Origin of the sequence: Lacibacter cauensis, from assembly GCF_007830055.1 — a bacterium.
In the GTDB taxonomy this organism is placed as follows: domain Bacteria; phylum Bacteroidota; class Bacteroidia; order Chitinophagales; family Chitinophagaceae; genus Lacibacter; species Lacibacter cauensis.
The window spans coordinates 902,206-921,531 of sequence record NZ_VLLE01000003.1 but is presented as its reverse complement, the minus strand read 5'-3'; the positions used below and the strand labels follow the sequence as shown (position 1 = coordinate 921,531).

The window sequence follows — 19,326 nt, the reverse complement described above, 5'->3', positions numbered from 1 at the left end:
GTTGTTGTTTATGCGCAATGTTTTACAATGGGTCTAAATTTTTTCGGCAACACGCAAGCGTGCGCTTCTCGATCTTGGGTTTCGCTTCAACTCTTCAGCAGAAGCTTCGATTGGTTTTTTCGAAAGGACATTAAAGACTTGTTCTTTTATTTCCCGATCAAATGGGTTATAGGTTTCCTCTTCAAAACTTCCTTTTTTAAAAAAGTTTTTAACCAATCTGTCTTCCAGCGAATGAAACGAAATGATGGCCGCTCGGCCTTTGGGTTTCAGTACTGCAGGCAACTGCTCTAACAACTCCTTCAATACACCTAATTCATCATTCACTTCAATACGCAATGCCTGAAATACCTGTGCGAAATATTTATTGGGATTACCCTTTACCACCGGTTGCAGTGCCTGTTTCAACTGCTCAATAGTTTGAAACGGATTGGTTTTGCGTTGCTGAACAATTGTTGCTGCAAGCGTTTTGGCATTGGTTACCTCACCATACTGTTCAAACAATTTATGCAGTTGCTGTTGCGAATAGTTGAGAAGAATGGAAGAAGCGGTTGCAGGCTGCGATGGATCCATCCGCATATCAAGCGGACCATCGAACCTTGTAGAAAAGCCTCTTGCACCTTCATCGAACTGGTGACTGGAAACGCCGAGGTCGGCCATAATGCCATCCACTTTTGAAAAACCGTTGAGTTTTAAAAAGCGGGTAAGATGCTTGAAGTTGTGCGGTACAAAAACAATACGCTCATCACCAGGGAGATTGCGTTTGGCATCGGGGTCCTGGTCGAAAGCAACCAGTTTACCATGCTTCCCCAAACGTTTCAATATTTCCCGGCTGTGCCCACCGCCGCCAAATGTGCAATCAACATACACACCGTTGGGCTGTATGTTCAATGCATCAACAGTTTCCATCAACAGTACAGGTACATGATAAACGTCCTGTTGCTGATTGGCCTCGCCATCATCAGCAGTTGGTATGTGTTTCTGTTTCGCCATACTTCTTGCAACACCTAAGGTTTCACCATCACCTCATTCGCCAGGTTACTGAAATCGCTGGCCGAAAGGGTTTCAAAGAACTGTTTGTACTTATTACTATCCCATATTTCTATCTTATTCCCTTTGGCAAATAACACAACGTCTTTGTCGAGCCCTGCATATTCTTTCAGCTGAGCGGGGATGAGCAAACGACCTGCAGAATCCAGTTCCACCGTAGTAGCCCCGTTCAAAAAGAAGCGTTGGAATTGCCTTACCTTCGGATCAAAATCGTTTAACTGACTGATGTGGGCGAATATGGGTTCCCAATGCTTGGTGTGGTACAGCGTGAGACATGAGTCTAAGCCACGGCTGATCACAAACTGGTTGTTCCACTCTTCCGGCACTTGCTTTTTAAAGCCGGCCGGGAGCAGGAATCGACCTTTTGCGTCGAGCGTAACCTCATATTCTCCCAGAAAACCAATCATTTAAACTTGTTTACTTCTAAACTTACACAATTACACACAAAATAACACTTTTTCCCACTTTCGAACCAAAACGGGAAAGTTTTATTTTTTCCACAAACCGCTATGCCCTGCTGGCAAAGGCTTTCGGGGGAAAATGGAAGCATTTTAGTGGAAACAGATGTGGATTAGCGTGAATAGCCTGTGGATAAGCCAAACTTCAATGTGAATTAAACATTTGTCATGACAGGTTACTCGGGTACACCGCTGCTGAAGAAACTCGGAATTAAAGAGGGAATGAGATTGTTCATTTTTAACCCGCCAGGTGGAATGGAAGATTATTGGAGGCTGATAGGGGCCGATTGTTCTGCACAATTATGCGGCACAAAAGAACGTCCAGACTTTATTCATCTGTTCGTCACTTCACAAAAAGAATTGCATCACTTATTCAGCACAATTGAAAAGCGCCTGAGCGGCAACGTTAGTGTGTGGGTGAGCTGGTACAAAAAAAGTTCGGGAATAGCAACCGATGTTACCGAAGACTGGATACGGCAGTTTGCCTTAGCGAATAATTTTGTTGATGTAAAAGTGTGTGCAGTTACAGAAAAATGGAGTGGTTTGAAGTTAGTGATACCGGTGGCGAAGAGATGATGATTATTTCTTCAACGGCAAATCAACAGTAAACGTACTGCCCTTACCAACCACACTATCGGCTTTTACTTTGCCGCCGTGTGCCTCCACCATTGTTTTTACATAGCTTAAGCCTAAACCAAAACCTTTTACGTTGTGTACATTACCGGTGTGTGCACGATAGAATTTTTCGAACACTCTTGCCAGTGTTTCTTTGTTCATACCAATACCGTGATCTTCTACACTAATCCGTATGAATTTGCCGGCATTGCGTGTAGCAATGTTTAATCGGAACGAATCATCTTTGGAGTATTTCAATGCATTGTCAACAAGGTTGTTGATGAGGTTGGTGAGATGTACTTCATCTGCATCCATCAGATCGTTGGTTGCGTTGAGCTGCACATCTACCTTGCCCTGTTTCTCTTCAATCTGCAGTTGCAGGTTACTTAATACTTTGTTGATGATGTCGTGTACATGCAGTTCACGCAGATTCAACTGTACTTCCTGCCGCTCCATTTGTGCCGCCTGCAAAATCGATTCAACATGCTTATTCATGCGTCTGTTTTCATCCTTGATCATATTGGTGAAATAGCTGAGCTTATCAGGATTGCTCAATACTTTTTCGCTCTTCAACGCATCTACGGCCAGTGAAATAGTAGCCAATGGTGTTTTCAGTTCATGCGTCATATTGTTAATGAAATCGTTTTTCATATCGCCGAGCTTTTTCTGACGCAACAACGTACGGATGGTTAAGAAGAAGGCAGTGATGATGATGAGTGTAAACAACAACGAACCTGCAATCATCCAACCCAACGACTGAATAACGTAGTTCTTTACATCGGGTACAACAATTACAAATACTTCATCGGGAGCTAGACTTTCCAGATAGGTGCCGCTTGCAGCAACCAACGGATACCAAACTTTCAGGTTATGTACAGTATCCACTGCCATGTCCATGAAATGTTGCGACTTGAGCTCGTAATGTCCAAACACATTGTCGCTTGCAACAGCAAATTCAAACCTTGTATCCCTTAAGTTCTGCCGTTGAAAGGCTTTCTGTAACTTTTCTCTTATCTCGTATAACGTAAAACGGTTGGTAACTGAAAACTGTTTGTAAATATCATAGCCATCACCACGAAACTTCATTCCCGGCATACGCCCGAGATTATTAAATGCATCGCTCCGCTGCATAACCATTTCATCGCCCACCTGCTGAATAACCGTTGACAACTTTTCCTTCAACTGCTCTTCCCGCAGCTGTGCAAGGTTTTTTAACCACGATACCTGGATGTAGATAATACCCATCAACGATAACGTGATCAATGCAATAATTACGGGAAATGTTTTCTTCATGTGTTGTGTTCCAGTTATTCAATTTTCGGCAGTCTGCAAAAATACCCTTGAAAATTAAAGGAAATACCCGATTTAAAAACAATACCCCTTTTTAACGTGCCTTTTACATTGGTTGTTAAAAGAAGGAAAATTGAATTTTCCGCAGTATATTACTGATATGATTGATCCTGCGAGTGGCATATTATTAATTTCTGATCCCTTTCTTCGAGATCCTAACTTCATGCGTACGGTTGTGCTTCTTTGCGAACACAACGATGCAACCGGAACGTTTGGCCTTGTCATTAACCGCACATTTGAACAAACGCTGGATCAATTGATAACTGATATTGACGGTTTTGATGTGCCGGTGTATTATGGCGGGCCTGTACAAATGGATACACTGCATTTTCTGCATCAACTGCCCAACGAAATACCCGGCGGACAAGAAATAGGAAAAGACATTTTCTGGGGTGGCGATTTTGATATTGTACTTACACTGTTACGGCAAGGCTTGCTTGATCTTGATAAGATCCGTTTTTATCTTGGCTACAGCGGTTGGAGCAATGGCCAGCTCGACAGTGAACTGAAAGAAAAAAGCTGGCTAACCGTTGAGGCTTCGAACCAGCTTGTATTTGAAAAAGATACTGATCTAATCTGGAAAAATTCATTGAAAGCAATGGGCGGTCAATACACACAACTCATCAATTACCCTATTGATCCGCAGTTGAATTGATAACTAAATTTTCAAACGTCCATCTCGACTATCGCTCGATGGACGCCTAAGCTCCTTCGACTGCGCTCAGGATACTTTCACTCTCGAAAAACTTAAACTCTTCACCATCCAGTTCGGCAATGGCTTTTCGGGTTTCCTGTTTTTCAAATTTAAATACCAGCCGATTTTTTTAAGAATTGGTACACGATGTGTTTCTACATATTCAATCCATGTGCCATCCGGATCTTCGTTGTACGAGAAGTGACCTGCAGCTTCACCCATATCGAAACTGTTGGCGCTATCAACCGTAAACGGAAAACCATTTTCGTTACAAATGCGTTCGTGTTCTTCGTAACCATTAATATCGAAGCAGAGATGAATATATCCCTGATCGCCCCAGTAACGGTTTTCAAATATTTTCTTGGGTGTACGATCGGTTACTTCTACTAACTCAATGTATGTTGGACCAAGCAGTTTTGAAAACGCACCTTCCTGCTTACGTGTATGCCCAAGCATTACACGTTTAAAATGATGCTGACCGCCAGGCATTTTGCTGAACTCTTCGTAATGACCTTCGTCTAAAAACAATTGCTTGTCGTAACCCAATACCTTTTCATAAAAAGGAATTGCTTTGGCAATAGAACTCACGCCAATCGTTACACCACATACACCACCGGTGTATCTGCCTGTATCGCCAAACCAGTTATCATCGGCCATTACTTCAAAGATGTTTCCGTAAGGATCTTTTAAGAAAAATGATTCGATACCACCGGGATTTTCTTTCGGTGCACTTAATAAATTCAAGCCGGCTTTCTGATATTCCGCATACGCCGCTTTTACATTCTTGCATTTTATTTTGATCACGAAAATACCGGTGTCGCCCAACTGCACTTCAAAAGCTGCCGGCTGCGATTTACGGCTGCGGTATTCCCAAATTTCGAAACCTCCACCACCTTGCATATTAATGGCAAGAATGGCATAACGCTCATGTCCTTCGCCACCTGTATAACGCTTCATTAATTCTGCACGGGCAGCATCTTTAAACACCACTACATCGGTACCAAAATGTTTGTTATACCATACAAAAGCTTCGTCGGCATTTGTTACGCCAATACCTACCTGTTGAATACCACTGATGATTCTACGCATATCAAGAATTTTGAAGTGCGTGAAGATAGGAAAGAAGTTTTTTGCTGCAAAAGAGGTTTTGAACCACGAAGACACAAAGACACTACGTATCACAAAGGAAAGTATAGAACCCTACATAGCCCTTAGTATATCTTTTTACCTTCGTGTCTTTGTGGTTCAGCTTTTCTAATCGAGTTGCAGCTTCTTTTCCTTCGGGTATTTTACACTGTATTTCAACTCCATTTTTTTCAATTGTTTTGCATCGATCCTATGCGTCCAGGTAACGATTTTTGTTTCATCGTTGAGCTTTCCGCCATCATATTTCAGATCATCCACTTCAATTTCTTTGAGGGTTGAAATCGGGAACTGATCTTCCACAATCATATTCACCGGCACATTTTTATTGTTGCGGATTACAATTTCATATTGTTTGTTATCGGTACGATTGCTGCCAAGAAATTTCTTATTGCTGAACTCTTTCAGCAATGTTCGCTTTACTGTAATGCCTTTATCTACACCTAATGAAAGTGATAAGGTATCTGAATCAGTTGACAGATCGAGGTAGGACTTGCCGAGAAATGTTCCTTCAAAAAACAAATTCGTTTCACCGGGAATTAAATTCAGCTCCTGCCAGTTGATGAGTTTGGCAGTGAGATAAGCTGCTTCATCCAGCTTTGGTGCCGTGTAGTATTCATAGTAAGCTTCAATACTTTTCTCATTGATGCTGATCGTATTTATTTTACCATCGTTATTTACCGTTGCAACTTCCTGAATTTCGTATTGGGCGGTGATAGGCTGGAAAGTTGTGATAACTTGCAGAGGCATCGACTTGGTTTCTTTTTTCACTGATGACGTTCCTCTTATTTGAACGCCGGGAGCACTTCCGGCTAAATACCCATCTGTACTTCCGTAGCCAACAACAACAACTTCTTGCAAATTATTCATAGCAGGTTTCAACGAAACATTGACAAAACTTCTTCCCGCAGCAAATTCATATGACTCATATCCTACAGAAGAAATAGCCAGCGTCTGTCCTACACCGTTTGTTTTAACACGGTAAAACCCATTGGCATCAGTAATTACAGCCTGGTTTGTTCCTTTTACTACTACACTTGCGTTTGGAAGAGGAACACCCTTGTCATCTGTTACTCTTCCCATCAGCATTTGATCACTTCCGCCAATATACCATTGCTTCATATAGTTGCTCATTTGTGCGTCGGCATAAGAAATAAACCAGGGATTAATGAGTGGCTTCGAATTATTTTCATTGGGATTGCCGGTTGATAAAACGAGTTTGATATTGTTCCAGTTTTCTCCACTTGTCTGGTAAACATTTGCATTCATTTCGAGTTGAAGGTTACTCACCACATCTTTTACACGGATATTATACGTAGGATACCAACCTGCTTTTTGTACGAGATAAGTTATCTCGAAAGGAACTGTTGCTGTCTCTTTTACATCAGTAAGCACAACAATTTCATTGGTAGAAAGATCGAACTTACGATTCATTTCTGCCAGCTGATTATTGAGCTTGTTGCGCTCTTTGTTCAACTCTTCTATTTCTTTTTGCAAAGCGAGTTGTTGCTTCAGCACTTCGGTTAAGCGTTGCCGTTGAAAATCGAGTGCCTGCCGCAATTCTTCAGGCTTTAGTGTAACTGTTGAACCAGCTATCTGCTGATTCTTGATGAGCATGGATTCTTCCTGTTTAAATACATCCAGTGTTTTTGCTGTGATACTGATTTTATCGTTGAGTGTACTTACTCTCTCCTGCAACTGTTTAATTTCTTCTCTTACCTCCTGTTCTTTCAAATAATCACGCTGCACACGCACCGATAGAATGATGAGTTTACCATCGGCTTTTACCTGTACACTCTGCTTTTCAATATCGGTGGAAATGCCGGTGAAGATGATCTCCTGTTTACCTGCAACGAGTGATTGCTTACCCGTACGTTTTACCTGTGCTCCCTTGGTAAACACGGTTACCTGCTCCATTTTGGTATCGACAGTTGTGCGTTTTATCTGTTGTGAAAGGAGTAAAAAAGGAGAAAGAAGAACGACAAGAATTGCTGCTGCTGTTTTCATAAACAATTGTTTTATGAAGGATGGATGCAGCTAAGCGGAGGATTACATAAAACAAAAATCCCGCCTGCTCGGCGGGACTTTTACATTCTTACCTGTATAGAAAAACTTTATACTGCTTCACTGCCTTCAACCAGCACCGTTACCTTGTTGTTGAGCACTTCTACAAAACCACCCTGAATCTTGTACGATTCATTGCGGTTCTTTTCAACCAGCACTTTTACCTGTCCGGCTTTCAATGCACTCACCAACGGAGCGTGGTTATCGAGCACTTCAAAGCTACCATCAATACCGGGTAACTGTACGCCGATTACTTCGCCGCTATATGTTTTTCCGAGTGGAGTTAATATTTCTAAATTCATACAATTTGAAAATTTGTGAATTTGAAAATTTGAAAATTGACGGGTTTCATTTTCAAATTAACCCATCTTCAAATTTTCAAATTGGTTTATCCTTTCGCTGCTGCCAGTAATTTCTTACCTTTTTCAATAGCATCTTCAATCGTACCTACCAGGTTAAAGGCTGCTTCAGGATACTCATCCACTTCACCATCCATAATCATATTGAAACCACGGATTGTGTCTTCGATACTTACGAATACACCTTTCAAACCGGTAAACGCTTCCGCTACGTGGAATGGTTGCGAAAGGAAACGCTGTACTTTACGTGCACGGAATACAGTCATTTTATCTTCTTCGCTCAATTCATCCATACCAAGGATAGCGATGATATCCTGCAGTTCCTTGTAACGCTGAAGAATCAGTTTCACACGGTTGGCAGTGTTATAATGCGCTTCACCAACGATAGCTGGCGTAAGGATACGTGAAGTAGATTCCAACGGACTTACCGCAGGGTAGATACCTAAGTCAGCGATCTTACGATCCAATACAGTAGTCGCATCCAGGTGAGCAAATGTTGTTGCAGGCGCCGGATCGGTTAAGTCATCCGCAGGTACGTATACCGCCTGTACGGAGGTAATTGAACCGTTACGTGTTGAAGTGATACGCTCCTGCATGAGACCCATTTCAGTAGCAAGTGTTGGCTGGTAACCTACCGCTGAAGGCATACGGCCTAACAACGCAGATACTTCAGAACCTGCCTGTGTGAAACGGAAGATATTATCTACGAAGAACAAGATATCTTTTCCTTTGCCGGTACCATCTCCATCACGGAAGTACTCAGCGATTGTTAAACCGGAAAGTGCTACACGGGCACGTGCACCAGGAGGTTCGTTCATCTGACCAAACACGAAGGTTGCTTTTGATTCTTTCAAACCTTCCATATCTACTTTAGAAAGATCCCAACCACCTTCTTCCATGCTGTGCTTGAAGTTGTCACCATATTTCATAATGCCCGCTTCAATCATTTCACGCAACAGATCGTTACCCTCACGAGTACGCTCACCTACACCGGCAAATACAGAAAGACCACCATAACCTTTTGCGATGTTGTTGATCAATTCCTGGATCAATACGGTTTTACCTACACCAGCACCACCAAACAAACCAATTTTACCACCCTTTGCATAAGGCTCGATCAAATCGATTACTTTAATACCTGTAAACAGGATTTCGTTAGATGTACTGAGGTTTTCGAAAGCCGGGGGCTTTGAGTGAATCGGGCGACCGGTAGCCTTGCTTACCTGTGGCAAACCATCAATCGCATCACCGGTTACATTAAATAAACGGCCATTAATCAGCTCACCGGTTGGCATCAGGATGTTTTTGCCGGTATCGGTTACTTCCATACCACGAACCAGACCTTCTGTACCGTCCATCGCAATTGTACGAACGCTGTCTTCACCAAGGTGCTGCTGAACTTCCATAACAAGCACATCGCCGTTTGGACGTTTTAATTCAAGAGCACTGTAAATTTCCGGGAGTTGACCGTCGAACTGAACGTCTACAACGGCACCGATAACCTGTTTTACCTTACCAGTATTGGCCATATTGAATGTTATTTAAAAGAATGGTTTTGAAAACTGGGCGCAAAGGTAAGTGTGAGCGAATGAATTGCCAATTTGTAACGGCCTAATTTTCTGATTCGTGGAAAAAAGCGGGAAAACCGGGGTAGCCGGGGCCGATCCGTCCCTTTTTACCCGGCGAGAAACCGCAGAATCACTACAAAATCAATCCAAACGGCCGCATATTCAGTAATTTATCCTTCGGGCAAAGCCCACCCTGTAAACTTTTTGGCGGTTTACAGGTTATTACTATTCTTAAAACTTGATTTACAATGAAAAAAATAGCAATTCGATTGATGGCGTTCGCCGCAATTGTATTTTCTGCAGTTGCCTGCAACAATGAGGCTGATAAAAAAGCAGAAGTAAAAGAACCTGTATTAAAAGAAGAAAATGTTACCTACACAGCCGACAGTGTAAGCATGAACGGTTTCGTTGTGTACGATGAAAGTATGGAAGGTGCCCGCCCGGCGGTTTTAATTGTTCCGGAATGGTGGGGTTTGAACGATTACGCCAAAATGCGTGCCCGTGAACTGGCAAAGCTTGGCTACACGGCGATGGCCATGGATATGTATGGTAATGGTAAAACAGCCGAAACTCCCGACAGTGCGGGTGCAGCAGCAGGACCGTTTTACCAAAACCCGCAAATGGCGAAGGCAAGAATGGATGCAGCCTTGGCTAAACTGAAAAGCTACCCGCAAACCGATACAGCTAATGTGGCCGCCATTGGTTATTGCTTTGGCGGAGCTATGGTATTAAATACTGCACGTTTGGGACTGGGTGTGAAGGGTGTGGTTAGTTTCCATGGCAACCTTGTTGGTACGCCGTTGAATAAAGATCTGCTGAAAGCAAAAATCCTGGTTTGCCATGGCGCAGCCGACCCTTTTGTACCGGCAGCCGAAGTAACTACGTTCAAACAGCAAATGGATTCGGCCGGTATTACTTATACCTTTAAAGAGTATGCCGATGCGGTGCATGCCTTTACCAACCCCAACGCAACCGCAATGGGCGAAAAATTCAAGATTCCGATTAAATACAATGCCGCTGCTGATACTGCGAGCTGGAACGATATGAAGGAATTCTTTAAAACATTATTTCCCGGTAAATAAATAATACAGTTAGTATAACGAAAAAGGATCTTCAATTGAAGATCCTTTTCATTTCTACAATATTGTATCACCAATAATCATATTTTACTTACACACTCATTGGTAAAACAACACAGTTACCAATTTGTCCTTCTAAAATAGTCCGATCTAATGAGCAGCATCTATATTCGCTGCATTAAACCAAAAAACAACACATGAAAAATTACTTTCTTGCAGCCCTTGCTGCATCCGCTATCCTTACATCCTGTAAAAAAGAAGATAAAACTTCTTGCGACAACACTGTTGCTGCCATTGCCGGCAATTACAAAATAACCAAGGGCACCATTGCAGGTCAAGACATTACCAGTCAATTATTTTTTGAAGACTGTTTAAAAGATGACATCTATGAATTGAAAGCAGACAAAACTGTAATCTACAGAGATGCCGGTACAGCATGTAGTCCATCATCGGAAGGAACAGGAACCTGGGATGTAGTAAATGGCCGAATTACCATTACACACACCGGCGACGGAGATGATTTCGATGGAAATGTGAGCAACAAATGTAAGAGCATTGAAATTTCTGAAAGCTTTAGCGGACAGACCCTTGTTGTTACCTTAACCAAACAATAACAGCAGCGATTTAACATGTAAAGAGGAACCTGAACTCAGGTTCCTCTTTTTAATTTACAATGTTCTATAATACTGTTACAGATAATTACCAACGAGAACAAGCTAATACCTGTCAGCTAATAAACAGAACCCTTAAGTATGAACTGATCCTCATCACTCCGCACTCGTTTCCGCAAAAAAAGATTGGTTTATCCATACAGATAAAATAAATTGGGGCATTAAAACTGAAACTAATGGCGCTACAACCCTGGCGAACCGGTACCATCATCCGTATTGTGGATGAAACTCCCAACACAAAACGTTACTGGATACAACTTGCCGAAATTGATGTGTTCGATTTCAAACCCGGACAGTTTGTACAACTCGAATTTCCTATTCACGAACAGCAAAGCAAACGCTTACGCAGCTACAGCATTGCCTCACCACCCGATGGCACAAATGTTTTTGAACTGTTGATTGTATTAAACGAACAAGGCGCCGGTACTACCTGGTTATTTGCAAATGCAGTTGTAGGCACACAATTTCCGGTACGTGGTGCCATGGGTGTATTTACATTACCCGAAAAAATTGAAAAAGATATTTTCTTCATCTGCACCGGTACGGGTATTGCTCCTTTCCGCAGTATGTCGCAGTACATTAAAATGCACAACATCCCCCACAAGAATATTTACCTGTTGTTTGGTACCCGTAAAAAAGCCGATCTGCTGTATTACGAAGAATTAACACAACTGCAGAAAGAATTACCAAGCTTCCATTACATACCCACGCTTTCGAGAGAAGAATGGGAAGGCCGTTCCGGTTATGTACACCCGATATACGAAGAACTCTGCGCCAACAAACAGGACGCAAGCTTTTTCCTTTGCGGATGGAAAGCCATGATTGATGAAACAAAAAAACGCATCATGGAAATGGGCTACGATAAAAAAGCTATTCATCAGGAACTGTATGGTTAATTGATGATGATGTTTGTGAGGTGAAACAGTTTTTTGTATGATGATAATCACTGCTTGAAAATTGTACAGCATCGACCTTCACCTCGCAAATCATACATCACTTTATTAAATCTGAATAACTTTTATGCGTTGCATAATTGAGGATTCAATAAATGATGTATATTAAATCTTCAAACAAACCAAACGCATATGGGTGCTGCTTCACTCATTGTTTTAATTCTTGCTGCCATTGCCTTTTCGGCCGGTGCTATTCTTATCGCTAAAGTGGTAACCAAAGCCACAAAGAATAAGCAAAAAGCCGAGCCTTACGAAAGTGGTATCCCTACCCGTGGCCCCAGCTGGGTACAGTTTAATGTCGGTTATTATTTATTTGCACTTCTCTTCCTCATCTTCGATGTGGAGTTGATCTTTTTATATCCATGGGCAGTTGCTGCTAAAAAAGTTGGCCTGCTTGCCCTTGTTGAAATCATTATTTTCTTTTTCATTTTATTCATGGGCTTTTTATACGCACACAAGAAAGGTGCGTTGAAATGGAAATAACATTTACAAACAGTACCGGATGATAACACAACAACATACAGCAAGTGATTTTCCCGGAGAGATACATGAAACACCCGGTGGCGGCATCGTTCTCAGTAAACTGGATGATGTCATCAACTGGGCACGTTCCAACTCCTTATGGCCATTAACATTTGCTACCAGCTGCTGTGGTATTGAAATGATGAGTACCGCTGGTGCGAAATACGATTTCTCCCGTTTTGGATTTGAAGTGGCACGTGCTACGCCACGCCAGGCCGACGTCATTATTATAGCGGGAACCATTGTAAATAAAATGGCGCCTGTACTGAAACGTTTGTACGATCAGATGGCCGATCCCAAATATGTAATTGCAATGGGTGCATGCGCTATCAGCGGTGGTCCTTTCTTTTATAATACATACTCTGTTGTAAAAGGAGCTGATCATGTAATACCGGTTGATGTGTATGTTGCCGGTTGTCCGCCACGGCCCGAAGCATTGTTACATGCGTTAATCACACTTCAACAAAAAATTAAAATGGGTTTAACCCGTGAACAAATAAGAGAGGGAAAAGAAAGCGTATGACGAACGAAGAATTAAAGACGACCCTTGGTGAGTTAGCCGCAACTGCTGTTATTGATGAAGCAGATGCAAACGGCTGGCTTACTGCAAACATTGACGCATCCAATTGGTTGTCGTTTGCACAAAGCTTACGCAACGTTCCCGAACTGCAATTCAATTTCCTGTTTTGCTTAACCTGTGTTGACTGGAAAACACATCTTACCATGGTGTATCATCTCCGCTCAACCATGCACAAACACGAGCTGGTTGTAAAAGCAAAACTCGATCGTACCAATCCCGAAATAGAAACGGTTGCACATATCTGGCGCACGGCAGAATTTCATGAACGTGAAGTGTATGAATTGTTTGGTGTGCAATTCCTGAACCATCCTGATCTGCGTTTATTGATTTTACCTGATGGCTGGGAAGGAAAGAAACCATTACTGAAAGATTTTGAAGATCCGATTAACATGATCAGACTATAGCCCCCATCCCCTGAAGGGGAGTAAGGCAAGAATAACAGAACGAACTTTAAAAACAAAAAATTCTCTTAAGGAGAACATTGGCATGTTTGAAGAAGTAGGCACAACAACGGAAGGCGATTTGATTATTAACATGGGGCCGCAGCATCCTGCCACACATGGTGTGTTGCATTTGGTTGTAACGCTCAATGGCGAAACCATCAAGAATGTAGAACCGCATCTCGGTTACATTCACCGCTCTATTGAAAAAATGTGTGAGAGCCTTACCTATCGCCAGTTCATTTATGTAACAAGCCGTATGGATTATCTTTCTGCACACATCAACAACCATGCATGTGCCATGTGCGTGGAAAAAGGTTTGCAGCTGGAAGTGCCGCCACGTGCACAAGTGATCCGTGTGCTGATGGATGAACTGACACGTCTTGCCTCGCATGAACTATGGTGGGGAGCAATGGCTATGGATCTTGGAGCCTTCACGCCTTTCTTTCATGCGTTTCGTGAACGTGAAGTCATCAACGATATCATGGAAGAAACATGTGGTGCACGCTTAACCATGAACTATATGGTGCCCGGCGGTGTGATGCATGATCTTCATCCCAACTTTCAACAAAGAGTAAAAGACTTTTTACAACTTTATAAACGTAAGATCCACGAATACGATGAACTGGTAACGGGTAACATCATTTTCCAGAACCGTATGAAAGGTGTGGGTATTATTTCACCTGAAGATGTGATCTCCTACGGTTGTACAGGACCAGTAGCAAGAGGCAGCGGTGTAAGCAGCGATGTACGCAAGCTTTATCCGTATGAGATTTATGACAAGCTGGAGTTTGATGAAGTATTGGAAGATGGCTGCGATTCGTTTGCACGTTACATGGTACGTATTCGTGAAATGCAGCAATCGGTTCGCATTATTGAACAACTGATCGATAATATTCCCGATGGTGAGTTCCAGGCAAAAACAAAAGCGGTATTGAAATTACCCAAAGGTGAATTCTACAGCAAAGCTGAAACAGCACGTGGTGAGTTAGGTGTATATATTGTAAGTGAAGGTGGCACTACGCCTTACAGAATTAAATTCCGTTCGCCGGGGTTCTCCAATTTATCAGCGTTAAATCATTTGGTGAAAGGTGGAAAGATCGGCGACTTGATTGCAGCGATGGGAACATTGGATCTGGTGATACCGGATATTGACCGATAAAGAATTTCAGAATGGCGATTGCAGGTTTCAGAGGTGAATCAGCAATCAGAAATCATAAATCGAAAATCGAATGTGGAGCTTAAGTAACATAGCAGCAAATATTGATCAATGGCTCAACGCAAACATGAGCCCTACATGGGCATTGATTGTGGAAATGGTGATTGCAGGTGTTGCCGTAATTGGTTTGTTTGCCGCTCTCGGATTGGTTTTGGTAATTATGGAACGTAAAGTATCGGCATGGATACAAATCCGTCTCGGACCAAATCGTGTAGGACCAAAAGGAATGTTGCAATCGTTAGCTGATACATTGAAGTTATTGGTGAAAGAAGGCATGACACCCGGTGGTGCAGATAAATTGTTGTTCAACGTTGCACCGTTTGTTGCCATGATCGTTGCCATGCTGCTGCTTGCACCCATTGCGTTTGCAAAAGATTTTCAACTGTGGGATTTGAACATCGGCGTATTGTATATCTCTGCTGTATCATCCATTTCTGTCATTAGTATCTTAATGGCAGGCTGGGCCAGCAATAATAAATATTCGTTGCTGGGTGCCATGCGCAGCGGTGCACAGATTGTGAGCTACGAATTATCTGCCGGTCTTGCTGTGCTTGCCATTGTTGTATTAACAGGCAGTTTGCGTATCAGCGATATTATCCAGGCACAGGAAAACGGTTGGTGGTTGTTTAAAGGACATATTCCTGTCATCATCGCCTTTATCATTTTCATTATTGCGGTTACAGCCGAAACAAACCGTGCACCATTTGATCTGGCTGAAGCAGAAAGTGAACTGACTGCAGGTTTTCATACAGAATATTCGGGAATGAAATTCGCTCTTTTCTTTCTTGCAGAATATGTGAATGTGTTTATTGTGTGTGCCATTGGTGCTACTTTATTCTTAGGTGGATGGATGCCGTTTCATATTGGTAATTGGCATGCATTTAACGGTGTGATGGATTGGATCCCATCGAGCGTATGGTTCTTTGGCAAAACCTTCTTTTTAATTTTTGTGATCATGTGGTTCCGCTGGACCTTCCCCCGTTTACGGATCGATCAGCTGCTGAACCTGGAGTGGAAATATTTATTACCCATCAGCATGTTCAATTTACTGCTGGTAACATTGATTGCAATTATGGGTTGGCATTTTTGAAACCCCTCCCAACCTCCCCTGAAAGGGAGGAGAGCAAGGCACAACGCCAGCTTATTTGAAAGTGTTGATTTGTTGAATAAAGAATAAATGTTGAAGTGGAAGATTTGATGTTTAAATAAAAATCAAAAGTACCGCTCCTTCTCTACAGGAGAAGGAGATGGAGGATGAGGCCATGTTTTTAAAACAATACATACAAGACATCTGGGGTGCGATAAAATCGCTGGCAACAGGTATGAAACGTACCGGTTACTATTTCACCCACCACAAAGAAATCATTACACAACAATATCCTGATAACAGGGATACACTGGTGTTACCCGAACGCTTCAAAGGCGAAGTGGTAATGATTCATGATGAGAACAATGAGCATGCCTGTACCGGTTGTACAGCTTGCGAACTGGCTTGTCCGAATGCAACGATCAAGATCATTACCAAGTTTGATGTAGATGCAGAAACAGGAAAGAAGAAAAAAGCGATCGACACATTTGTGTATCATCTTGAACTGTGTACGATGTGTAACCTGTGCGTAGAAGCTTGCCCAACGGATGCTATTAAAATGGCACAAACATTTGAACATAGTGTGTTTGATAGAAGTCAGCTGACGAAAAAATTAAATAAGCCCGGTTCAAAGATCCGTGCAGGTATCGAGTAATTGATCATTGGTTTTACAAAGAATAGAAATGACAGCATCACAAATCATATTTTATCTCATCTCAGCATTTATTCTGAGCATGGGTGTTTTATCGGTAACCAGCCGTAAGATTTTCCGTTCGGCAATCTGGTTGTTATTTTCGTTAATTGGTATTGCCGCCTTGTACTTCTGGATGGATGTGCAGTTCATTGCTGCTGTACAAATTGTGGTGTACGTTGGCGGTATTGTTGTACTCATCATTTTTTCCATATTTCTTACACAGCAATCAGGAAAAGAAATGCCGAAGGCTCCGCTGTTACGAACAATTGCAGGCGCATTGGCTGTGCTGTTTGGTTTTGCGTTTACCTTTTTACTCATCGATCAATACGGATTTCCTGCAATCGATCAGCCGTTTGATAATGATGTAGCCCGCATTGGTAATGCCATGCTTAATACAGAACAAGGCGGTTATGCATTACCGTTTGAAGTAGTGAGTATTCTCCTGCTTGCAGCAATGGTTGGTTGTATTGTGATTGCCCTTAAAACAAAACCCGAAGAAAAATGAGCGATATACCCATTTCACATATTCTATTCGTCAGCACAGCGCTGTTCTTTATCGGCATGTATGGTTTGTTTACCCGTCGTAATATGATTACGATGCTGATGGCAATTGAACTGATCCTGAACAGCGTCAACATCAACTTTGTGGTGTTTAACAAATATCTCTACCCCGACAAGTTAGACGGCATCTTCTTCACCATATTTATTGTAACCATTGCTGCTGCAGAAGCTGCGGTGGCAATTGCCATCATCATTAATCTTTACCGCAGTCACAAATCAATTGATGTGGAAGATGCAACTGACATGAAATATTAAAGCCATGAACTACTCATCATACATTGCCCTGATTCCGCTTTTGCCACTGGCAGCATTTGTACTGCTGGGTTTGTTTGGGCGAAAATATTTTAACCAGTCGGCAGGTATAATAGCTACAATGTTGTTACTTGTTGCAGCAGGTTTATCACTCTACACTGCTTACCAATACTTTTTTGTGAATGGAAAAGTGGGTGATGCATACCAAAGTATTACCGCTGTAAAATATACCTGGCTTACGTTCAGTGAAAATGTGTCGATCGATATGGGCATTCTGCTCGATCCTATTTCGGTGATGATGCTGGTTGTGGTTACGTTTGTTTCGCTGATGGTGCACATCTTCAGCCTTGGTTATATGAAAGGTGAAGAACGGTTTGCAACGTACTACGCATTCCTTGGCTTGTTTACATTCTCCATGTTGGGTCTCGTTGTATCATCCAATCTGTTCCAGATCTACATGTTCTGGGAACTGGTGGGTGCATCATCCTACTTACTCATCGGTTATTATTTCCAGAAACCATCTGCTGTAGCTGCATCGAAAAAAGCATTTATTGTTACACGCTTTGCCGATCTTGGTTTTCTCATCGGCATTTTAATCCTCGCATTTTATGGTGAAAGTTTAGACTTCAACACCATTATTCATAACTTAACCACACAGCAATCTTCACAGTTCTTAGCCATTACATCGGCATCCTTCCTTGGTGTCTCAGCGTTAACCTGGGGATTGGTGATGGTGTTTATGGGTGGTGCAGGTAAGAGTGCGATGTTTCCGTTGCACATCTGGTTACCCGATGCAATGGAAGGTCCTACGCCCGTTTCAGCATTAATCCACGCTGCAACCATGGTTGTTGCCGGTGTGTTTCTTGTTGCAAGACTATTTCCTGTTTTCTCTATTAACAGCGATGCGTTAACTGTTGTAACCATCATTGGTGTTACCTCTGCACTGTTTGCAGCCATCATTGCATGTACACAAACAGATATTAAACGTGTACTCGCCTACTCTACCATGAGCCAGATCGGATACATGATGTTTGCTTTAGGTGTAAGTGGTTATGGTGGTGAGAATGCCCGCCTGACCGATTCAGTCGGGCAGGGTCTTGGTTATACCGCATCCATGTTTCACCTGTTTACACACGCCTTCTTTAAATCGCTATTGTTCCTTGGTGCAGGTGCGGTGATTCATTTAGTACACAGCAACGAAATGAAAGACATGGGCGGCTTACGCAAATTGATGCCGATTACACATATCAGTTTCTTAATTGCATGTTTAGCGATTGCAGGTATTTGGCCATTTGCAGGTTTCTTCAGCAAAGAAGAAATTCTGTTAGCGGCTTATAACAAAAGTATGGTTGTGTATGTGATCGCCTTGCTTACATCCGGCCTCACCGCTTTCTATATGTTCCGTTTGTATTTCTCCATTTTCTGGAACAAAGAAGCTGCAGTACACGATCATCATCACGGCGAAGGAACATTGTCAATGAAATTACCATTGATCTTATTGGCTGTATGCAGTGTTGCGGCAGGCTTTATCCATTTCGGTAATTATGTTTCAAGCGATGGTACTGCATTGGCTTCAGAGTTTCATCTCAGCTTTGCTGCTGCCCCACTTGCATTGGGTATTGGCGGCATTCTGCTGGCGATGTGGTTGTACAAAACAGCAAATGATAAACCCGAACGTTTGGCAACAGCACTCGGCGGTTTATACAAAGCAGCGTATAAAAAATTCTATATCGATGAGTTGTACCTGTTCATCACAAAAAAGCTTGTCTTTAATCTTATCGGTCGCCCGGCAGCATGGATCGACAAAAACATTATTGATGGCCTGATGAATGGTATTGCTGCAGCAACAGGTTGGATATCGAACCTGATTAAAACATTGCAATCGGGTAAAGTGCAGAATTATCTGCTGTATTTCTTTGGCGGTATTGCTGCACTTGTGATCATATTTATTTACATCTGGAAACCATAAC

Annotated in this window: 21 protein-coding genes; 14 read left to right on the top strand and 7 right to left on the bottom strand. The window is 42.3% G+C overall.

The features are described from left to right. Positions 1–33: 33 nt before the first annotated feature. A complete protein-coding gene (rsmH, locus tag IQ13_RS09260) occupies positions 34–990 on the bottom strand; it encodes a 16S rRNA (cytosine(1402)-N(4))-methyltransferase RsmH (RefSeq protein ID WP_144886061.1) in 957 nt (318 codons plus the stop codon). A gap of 14 nt (positions 991–1,004) precedes the next feature. Continuing rightward, the gene (gene mraZ, locus IQ13_RS09255; RefSeq protein WP_144886060.1) at positions 1,005–1,454 is read right to left on the bottom strand and encodes a division/cell wall cluster transcriptional repressor MraZ; all 450 of its coding nucleotides are present in this window, start codon (positions 1,452–1,454) and stop codon (positions 1,005–1,007) included. 219 nt (positions 1,455–1,673) lie between these two features. Between mraZ and IQ13_RS09250 the strand changes: the two genes are divergently transcribed. Next, on the top strand, positions 1,674–2,081 hold the full coding sequence (locus tag IQ13_RS09250; protein WP_144886059.1) for a DUF3052 domain-containing protein: 408 nt from the start codon (positions 1,674–1,676) through the stop codon (positions 2,079–2,081). A 3-nt stretch (positions 2,082–2,084) separates the two neighbouring features. Here IQ13_RS09250 and IQ13_RS09245 read toward each other — a convergent pair whose 3' ends face one another. Further along, positions 2,085–3,413 carry a sensor histidine kinase gene (locus tag IQ13_RS09245; RefSeq protein WP_144886058.1) on the bottom strand — a complete coding sequence of 443 codons (1,329 nt, stop codon included), beginning with the start codon at positions 3,411–3,413 and terminating at the stop codon, positions 2,085–2,087. Between the two features lie 157 nt (positions 3,414–3,570). Between IQ13_RS09245 and IQ13_RS09240 the strand changes: the two genes are divergently transcribed. Continuing rightward, a complete protein-coding gene (locus IQ13_RS09240; protein ID WP_144886266.1) occupies positions 3,571–4,125 on the top strand; it encodes a YqgE/AlgH family protein in 555 nt (184 codons plus the stop codon). Positions 4,126–4,191: 66 nt separating this feature from the next. Here the strand turns inward: IQ13_RS09240 and IQ13_RS09235 are convergent, their stop codons facing one another. From IQ13_RS09235 to atpD, 4 genes are all read right to left on the bottom strand, one after another. Next, positions 4,192–5,253, bottom strand: coding sequence for a VOC family protein (locus tag IQ13_RS09235; protein WP_144886057.1), 1,062 nt, complete (start codon positions 5,251–5,253; stop codon positions 4,192–4,194). 165 nt (positions 5,254–5,418) lie between these two features. Further along, positions 5,419–7,314: a DUF4139 domain-containing protein gene (locus IQ13_RS09230; protein WP_144886056.1), complete on the bottom strand. Its 1,896-nt coding sequence runs from the start codon at positions 7,312–7,314 to the stop codon at positions 5,419–5,421. A 107-nt stretch (positions 7,315–7,421) separates the two neighbouring features. Further along, on the bottom strand, positions 7,422–7,673 hold the full coding sequence (atpC, locus tag IQ13_RS09225; RefSeq protein ID WP_144886055.1) for an ATP synthase F1 subunit epsilon: 252 nt from the start codon (positions 7,671–7,673) through the stop codon (positions 7,422–7,424). Between the two features lie 86 nt (positions 7,674–7,759). After that, positions 7,760–9,259, bottom strand: a complete 1,500-nt coding sequence (gene atpD / locus IQ13_RS09220; protein ID WP_144886054.1) for a F0F1 ATP synthase subunit beta — start codon at positions 9,257–9,259, stop codon at positions 7,760–7,762. Between the two features lie 287 nt (positions 9,260–9,546). On the opposite strand from atpD, the gene IQ13_RS09215 reads away from it, so the two are divergent. The 12 genes from IQ13_RS09215 to nuoL all read left to right on the top strand — a co-directional run bounded on the left by IQ13_RS09215 (position 9,547) and on the right by nuoL (position 19,325). Further along, positions 9,547–10,380 carry a dienelactone hydrolase family protein gene (locus IQ13_RS09215; protein ID WP_242009517.1) on the top strand — a complete coding sequence of 278 codons (834 nt, stop codon included), beginning with the start codon at positions 9,547–9,549 and terminating at the stop codon, positions 10,378–10,380. 194 nt (positions 10,381–10,574) lie between these two features. Beyond that, positions 10,575–10,991, top strand: a complete 417-nt coding sequence (locus IQ13_RS09210; protein WP_144886053.1) for a lipocalin-like domain-containing protein — start codon at positions 10,575–10,577, stop codon at positions 10,989–10,991. A gap of 233 nt (positions 10,992–11,224) precedes the next feature. Continuing rightward, complete coding sequence (locus IQ13_RS09205) at positions 11,225–11,944, top strand: ferredoxin--NADP reductase (RefSeq protein ID WP_144886052.1); 720 nt, start codon at positions 11,225–11,227, stop codon at positions 11,942–11,944. A 189-nt stretch (positions 11,945–12,133) separates the two neighbouring features. Then, a complete protein-coding gene (locus tag IQ13_RS09200) occupies positions 12,134–12,484 on the top strand; it encodes an NADH-quinone oxidoreductase subunit A (protein WP_144886051.1) in 351 nt (116 codons plus the stop codon). 19 nt (positions 12,485–12,503) lie between these two features. Further along, the gene (locus IQ13_RS09195; protein ID WP_144886050.1) at positions 12,504–13,046 is read left to right on the top strand and encodes an NADH-quinone oxidoreductase subunit B; all 543 of its coding nucleotides are present in this window, start codon (positions 12,504–12,506) and stop codon (positions 13,044–13,046) included. After that, the gene (locus tag IQ13_RS09190; protein WP_144886049.1) at positions 13,043–13,507 is read left to right on the top strand and encodes an NADH-quinone oxidoreductase subunit C; all 465 of its coding nucleotides are present in this window, start codon (positions 13,043–13,045) and stop codon (positions 13,505–13,507) included. Before IQ13_RS09195 ends, IQ13_RS09190 begins: the two co-directional genes overlap by 4 nt. 82 nt (positions 13,508–13,589) lie before the next feature. Further along, positions 13,590–14,705, top strand: a complete 1,116-nt coding sequence (locus tag IQ13_RS09185; RefSeq protein ID WP_144886048.1) for an NADH-quinone oxidoreductase subunit D — start codon at positions 13,590–13,592, stop codon at positions 14,703–14,705. A gap of 70 nt (positions 14,706–14,775) precedes the next feature. Then, positions 14,776–15,852 carry an NADH-quinone oxidoreductase subunit NuoH gene (gene nuoH, locus IQ13_RS09180; protein WP_144886047.1) on the top strand — a complete coding sequence of 359 codons (1,077 nt, stop codon included), beginning with the start codon at positions 14,776–14,778 and terminating at the stop codon, positions 15,850–15,852. 157 nt (positions 15,853–16,009) lie between these two features. Next, on the top strand, positions 16,010–16,504 hold the full coding sequence (locus IQ13_RS09175; protein WP_242009516.1) for a 4Fe-4S binding protein: 495 nt from the start codon (positions 16,010–16,012) through the stop codon (positions 16,502–16,504). A 28-nt stretch (positions 16,505–16,532) separates the two neighbouring features. Beyond that, positions 16,533–17,048 carry an NADH-quinone oxidoreductase subunit J family protein gene (locus tag IQ13_RS09170; protein ID WP_144886046.1) on the top strand — a complete coding sequence of 172 codons (516 nt, stop codon included), beginning with the start codon at positions 16,533–16,535 and terminating at the stop codon, positions 17,046–17,048. Beyond that, on the top strand, positions 17,045–17,359 hold the full coding sequence (nuoK, locus tag IQ13_RS09165) for an NADH-quinone oxidoreductase subunit NuoK (protein WP_144886045.1): 315 nt from the start codon (positions 17,045–17,047) through the stop codon (positions 17,357–17,359). The genes IQ13_RS09170 and nuoK overlap by 4 nt, the downstream gene beginning before the upstream one ends. Before the next feature lie 4 nt (positions 17,360–17,363). Continuing rightward, the gene (gene nuoL, locus IQ13_RS09160) at positions 17,364–19,325 is read left to right on the top strand and encodes an NADH-quinone oxidoreductase subunit L (protein ID WP_144886044.1); all 1,962 of its coding nucleotides are present in this window, start codon (positions 17,364–17,366) and stop codon (positions 19,323–19,325) included. Position 19,326 lies beyond the last annotated feature (1 nt).

Excerpts from the sequence above, each read along its gene's own strand:
- rsmH (WP_144886061.1), bottom strand. The coding sequence starts at position 990 with ATGGCGAAACAGAAACACATACCAACTGCTGATGATGGCGAGGCCAAT.
- mraZ (WP_144886060.1), bottom strand. The coding sequence starts at position 1,454 with ATGATTGGTTTTCTGGGAGAATATGAGGTTACGCTCGACGCAAAAGGT.
- IQ13_RS09250 (WP_144886059.1), top strand. The coding sequence starts at position 1,674 with ATGACAGGTTACTCGGGTACACCGCTGCTGAAGAAACTCGGAATTAAA.
- IQ13_RS09245 (WP_144886058.1), bottom strand. The coding sequence starts at position 3,413 with ATGAAGAAAACATTTCCCGTAATTATTGCATTGATCACGTTATCGTTG.
- IQ13_RS09240 (WP_144886266.1), top strand. The coding sequence starts at position 3,571 with ATGATTGATCCTGCGAGTGGCATATTATTAATTTCTGATCCCTTTCTT.
- IQ13_RS09235 (WP_144886057.1), bottom strand. The coding sequence starts at position 5,253 with ATGCGTAGAATCATCAGTGGTATTCAACAGGTAGGTATTGGCGTAACA.
- IQ13_RS09230 (WP_144886056.1), bottom strand. The coding sequence starts at position 7,314 with ATGAAAACAGCAGCAGCAATTCTTGTCGTTCTTCTTTCTCCTTTTTTA.
- atpC (WP_144886055.1), bottom strand. The coding sequence starts at position 7,673 with ATGAATTTAGAAATATTAACTCCACTCGGAAAAACATATAGCGGCGAA.
- atpD (WP_144886054.1), bottom strand. The coding sequence starts at position 9,259 with ATGGCCAATACTGGTAAGGTAAAACAGGTTATCGGTGCCGTTGTAGAC.
- IQ13_RS09215 (WP_242009517.1), top strand. The coding sequence starts at position 9,547 with ATGAAAAAAATAGCAATTCGATTGATGGCGTTCGCCGCAATTGTATTT.
- IQ13_RS09210 (WP_144886053.1), top strand. The coding sequence starts at position 10,575 with ATGAAAAATTACTTTCTTGCAGCCCTTGCTGCATCCGCTATCCTTACA.
- IQ13_RS09205 (WP_144886052.1), top strand. The coding sequence starts at position 11,225 with ATGGCGCTACAACCCTGGCGAACCGGTACCATCATCCGTATTGTGGAT.
- IQ13_RS09200 (WP_144886051.1), top strand. The coding sequence starts at position 12,134 with ATGGGTGCTGCTTCACTCATTGTTTTAATTCTTGCTGCCATTGCCTTT.
- IQ13_RS09195 (WP_144886050.1), top strand. The coding sequence starts at position 12,504 with ATGATAACACAACAACATACAGCAAGTGATTTTCCCGGAGAGATACAT.
- IQ13_RS09190 (WP_144886049.1), top strand. The coding sequence starts at position 13,043 with ATGACGAACGAAGAATTAAAGACGACCCTTGGTGAGTTAGCCGCAACT.
- IQ13_RS09185 (WP_144886048.1), top strand. The coding sequence starts at position 13,590 with ATGTTTGAAGAAGTAGGCACAACAACGGAAGGCGATTTGATTATTAAC.
- nuoH (WP_144886047.1), top strand. The coding sequence starts at position 14,776 with ATGTGGAGCTTAAGTAACATAGCAGCAAATATTGATCAATGGCTCAAC.
- IQ13_RS09175 (WP_242009516.1), top strand. The coding sequence starts at position 16,010 with ATGGAGGATGAGGCCATGTTTTTAAAACAATACATACAAGACATCTGG.
- IQ13_RS09170 (WP_144886046.1), top strand. The coding sequence starts at position 16,533 with ATGACAGCATCACAAATCATATTTTATCTCATCTCAGCATTTATTCTG.
- nuoK (WP_144886045.1), top strand. The coding sequence starts at position 17,045 with ATGAGCGATATACCCATTTCACATATTCTATTCGTCAGCACAGCGCTG.
- nuoL (WP_144886044.1), top strand. The coding sequence starts at position 17,364 with ATGAACTACTCATCATACATTGCCCTGATTCCGCTTTTGCCACTGGCA.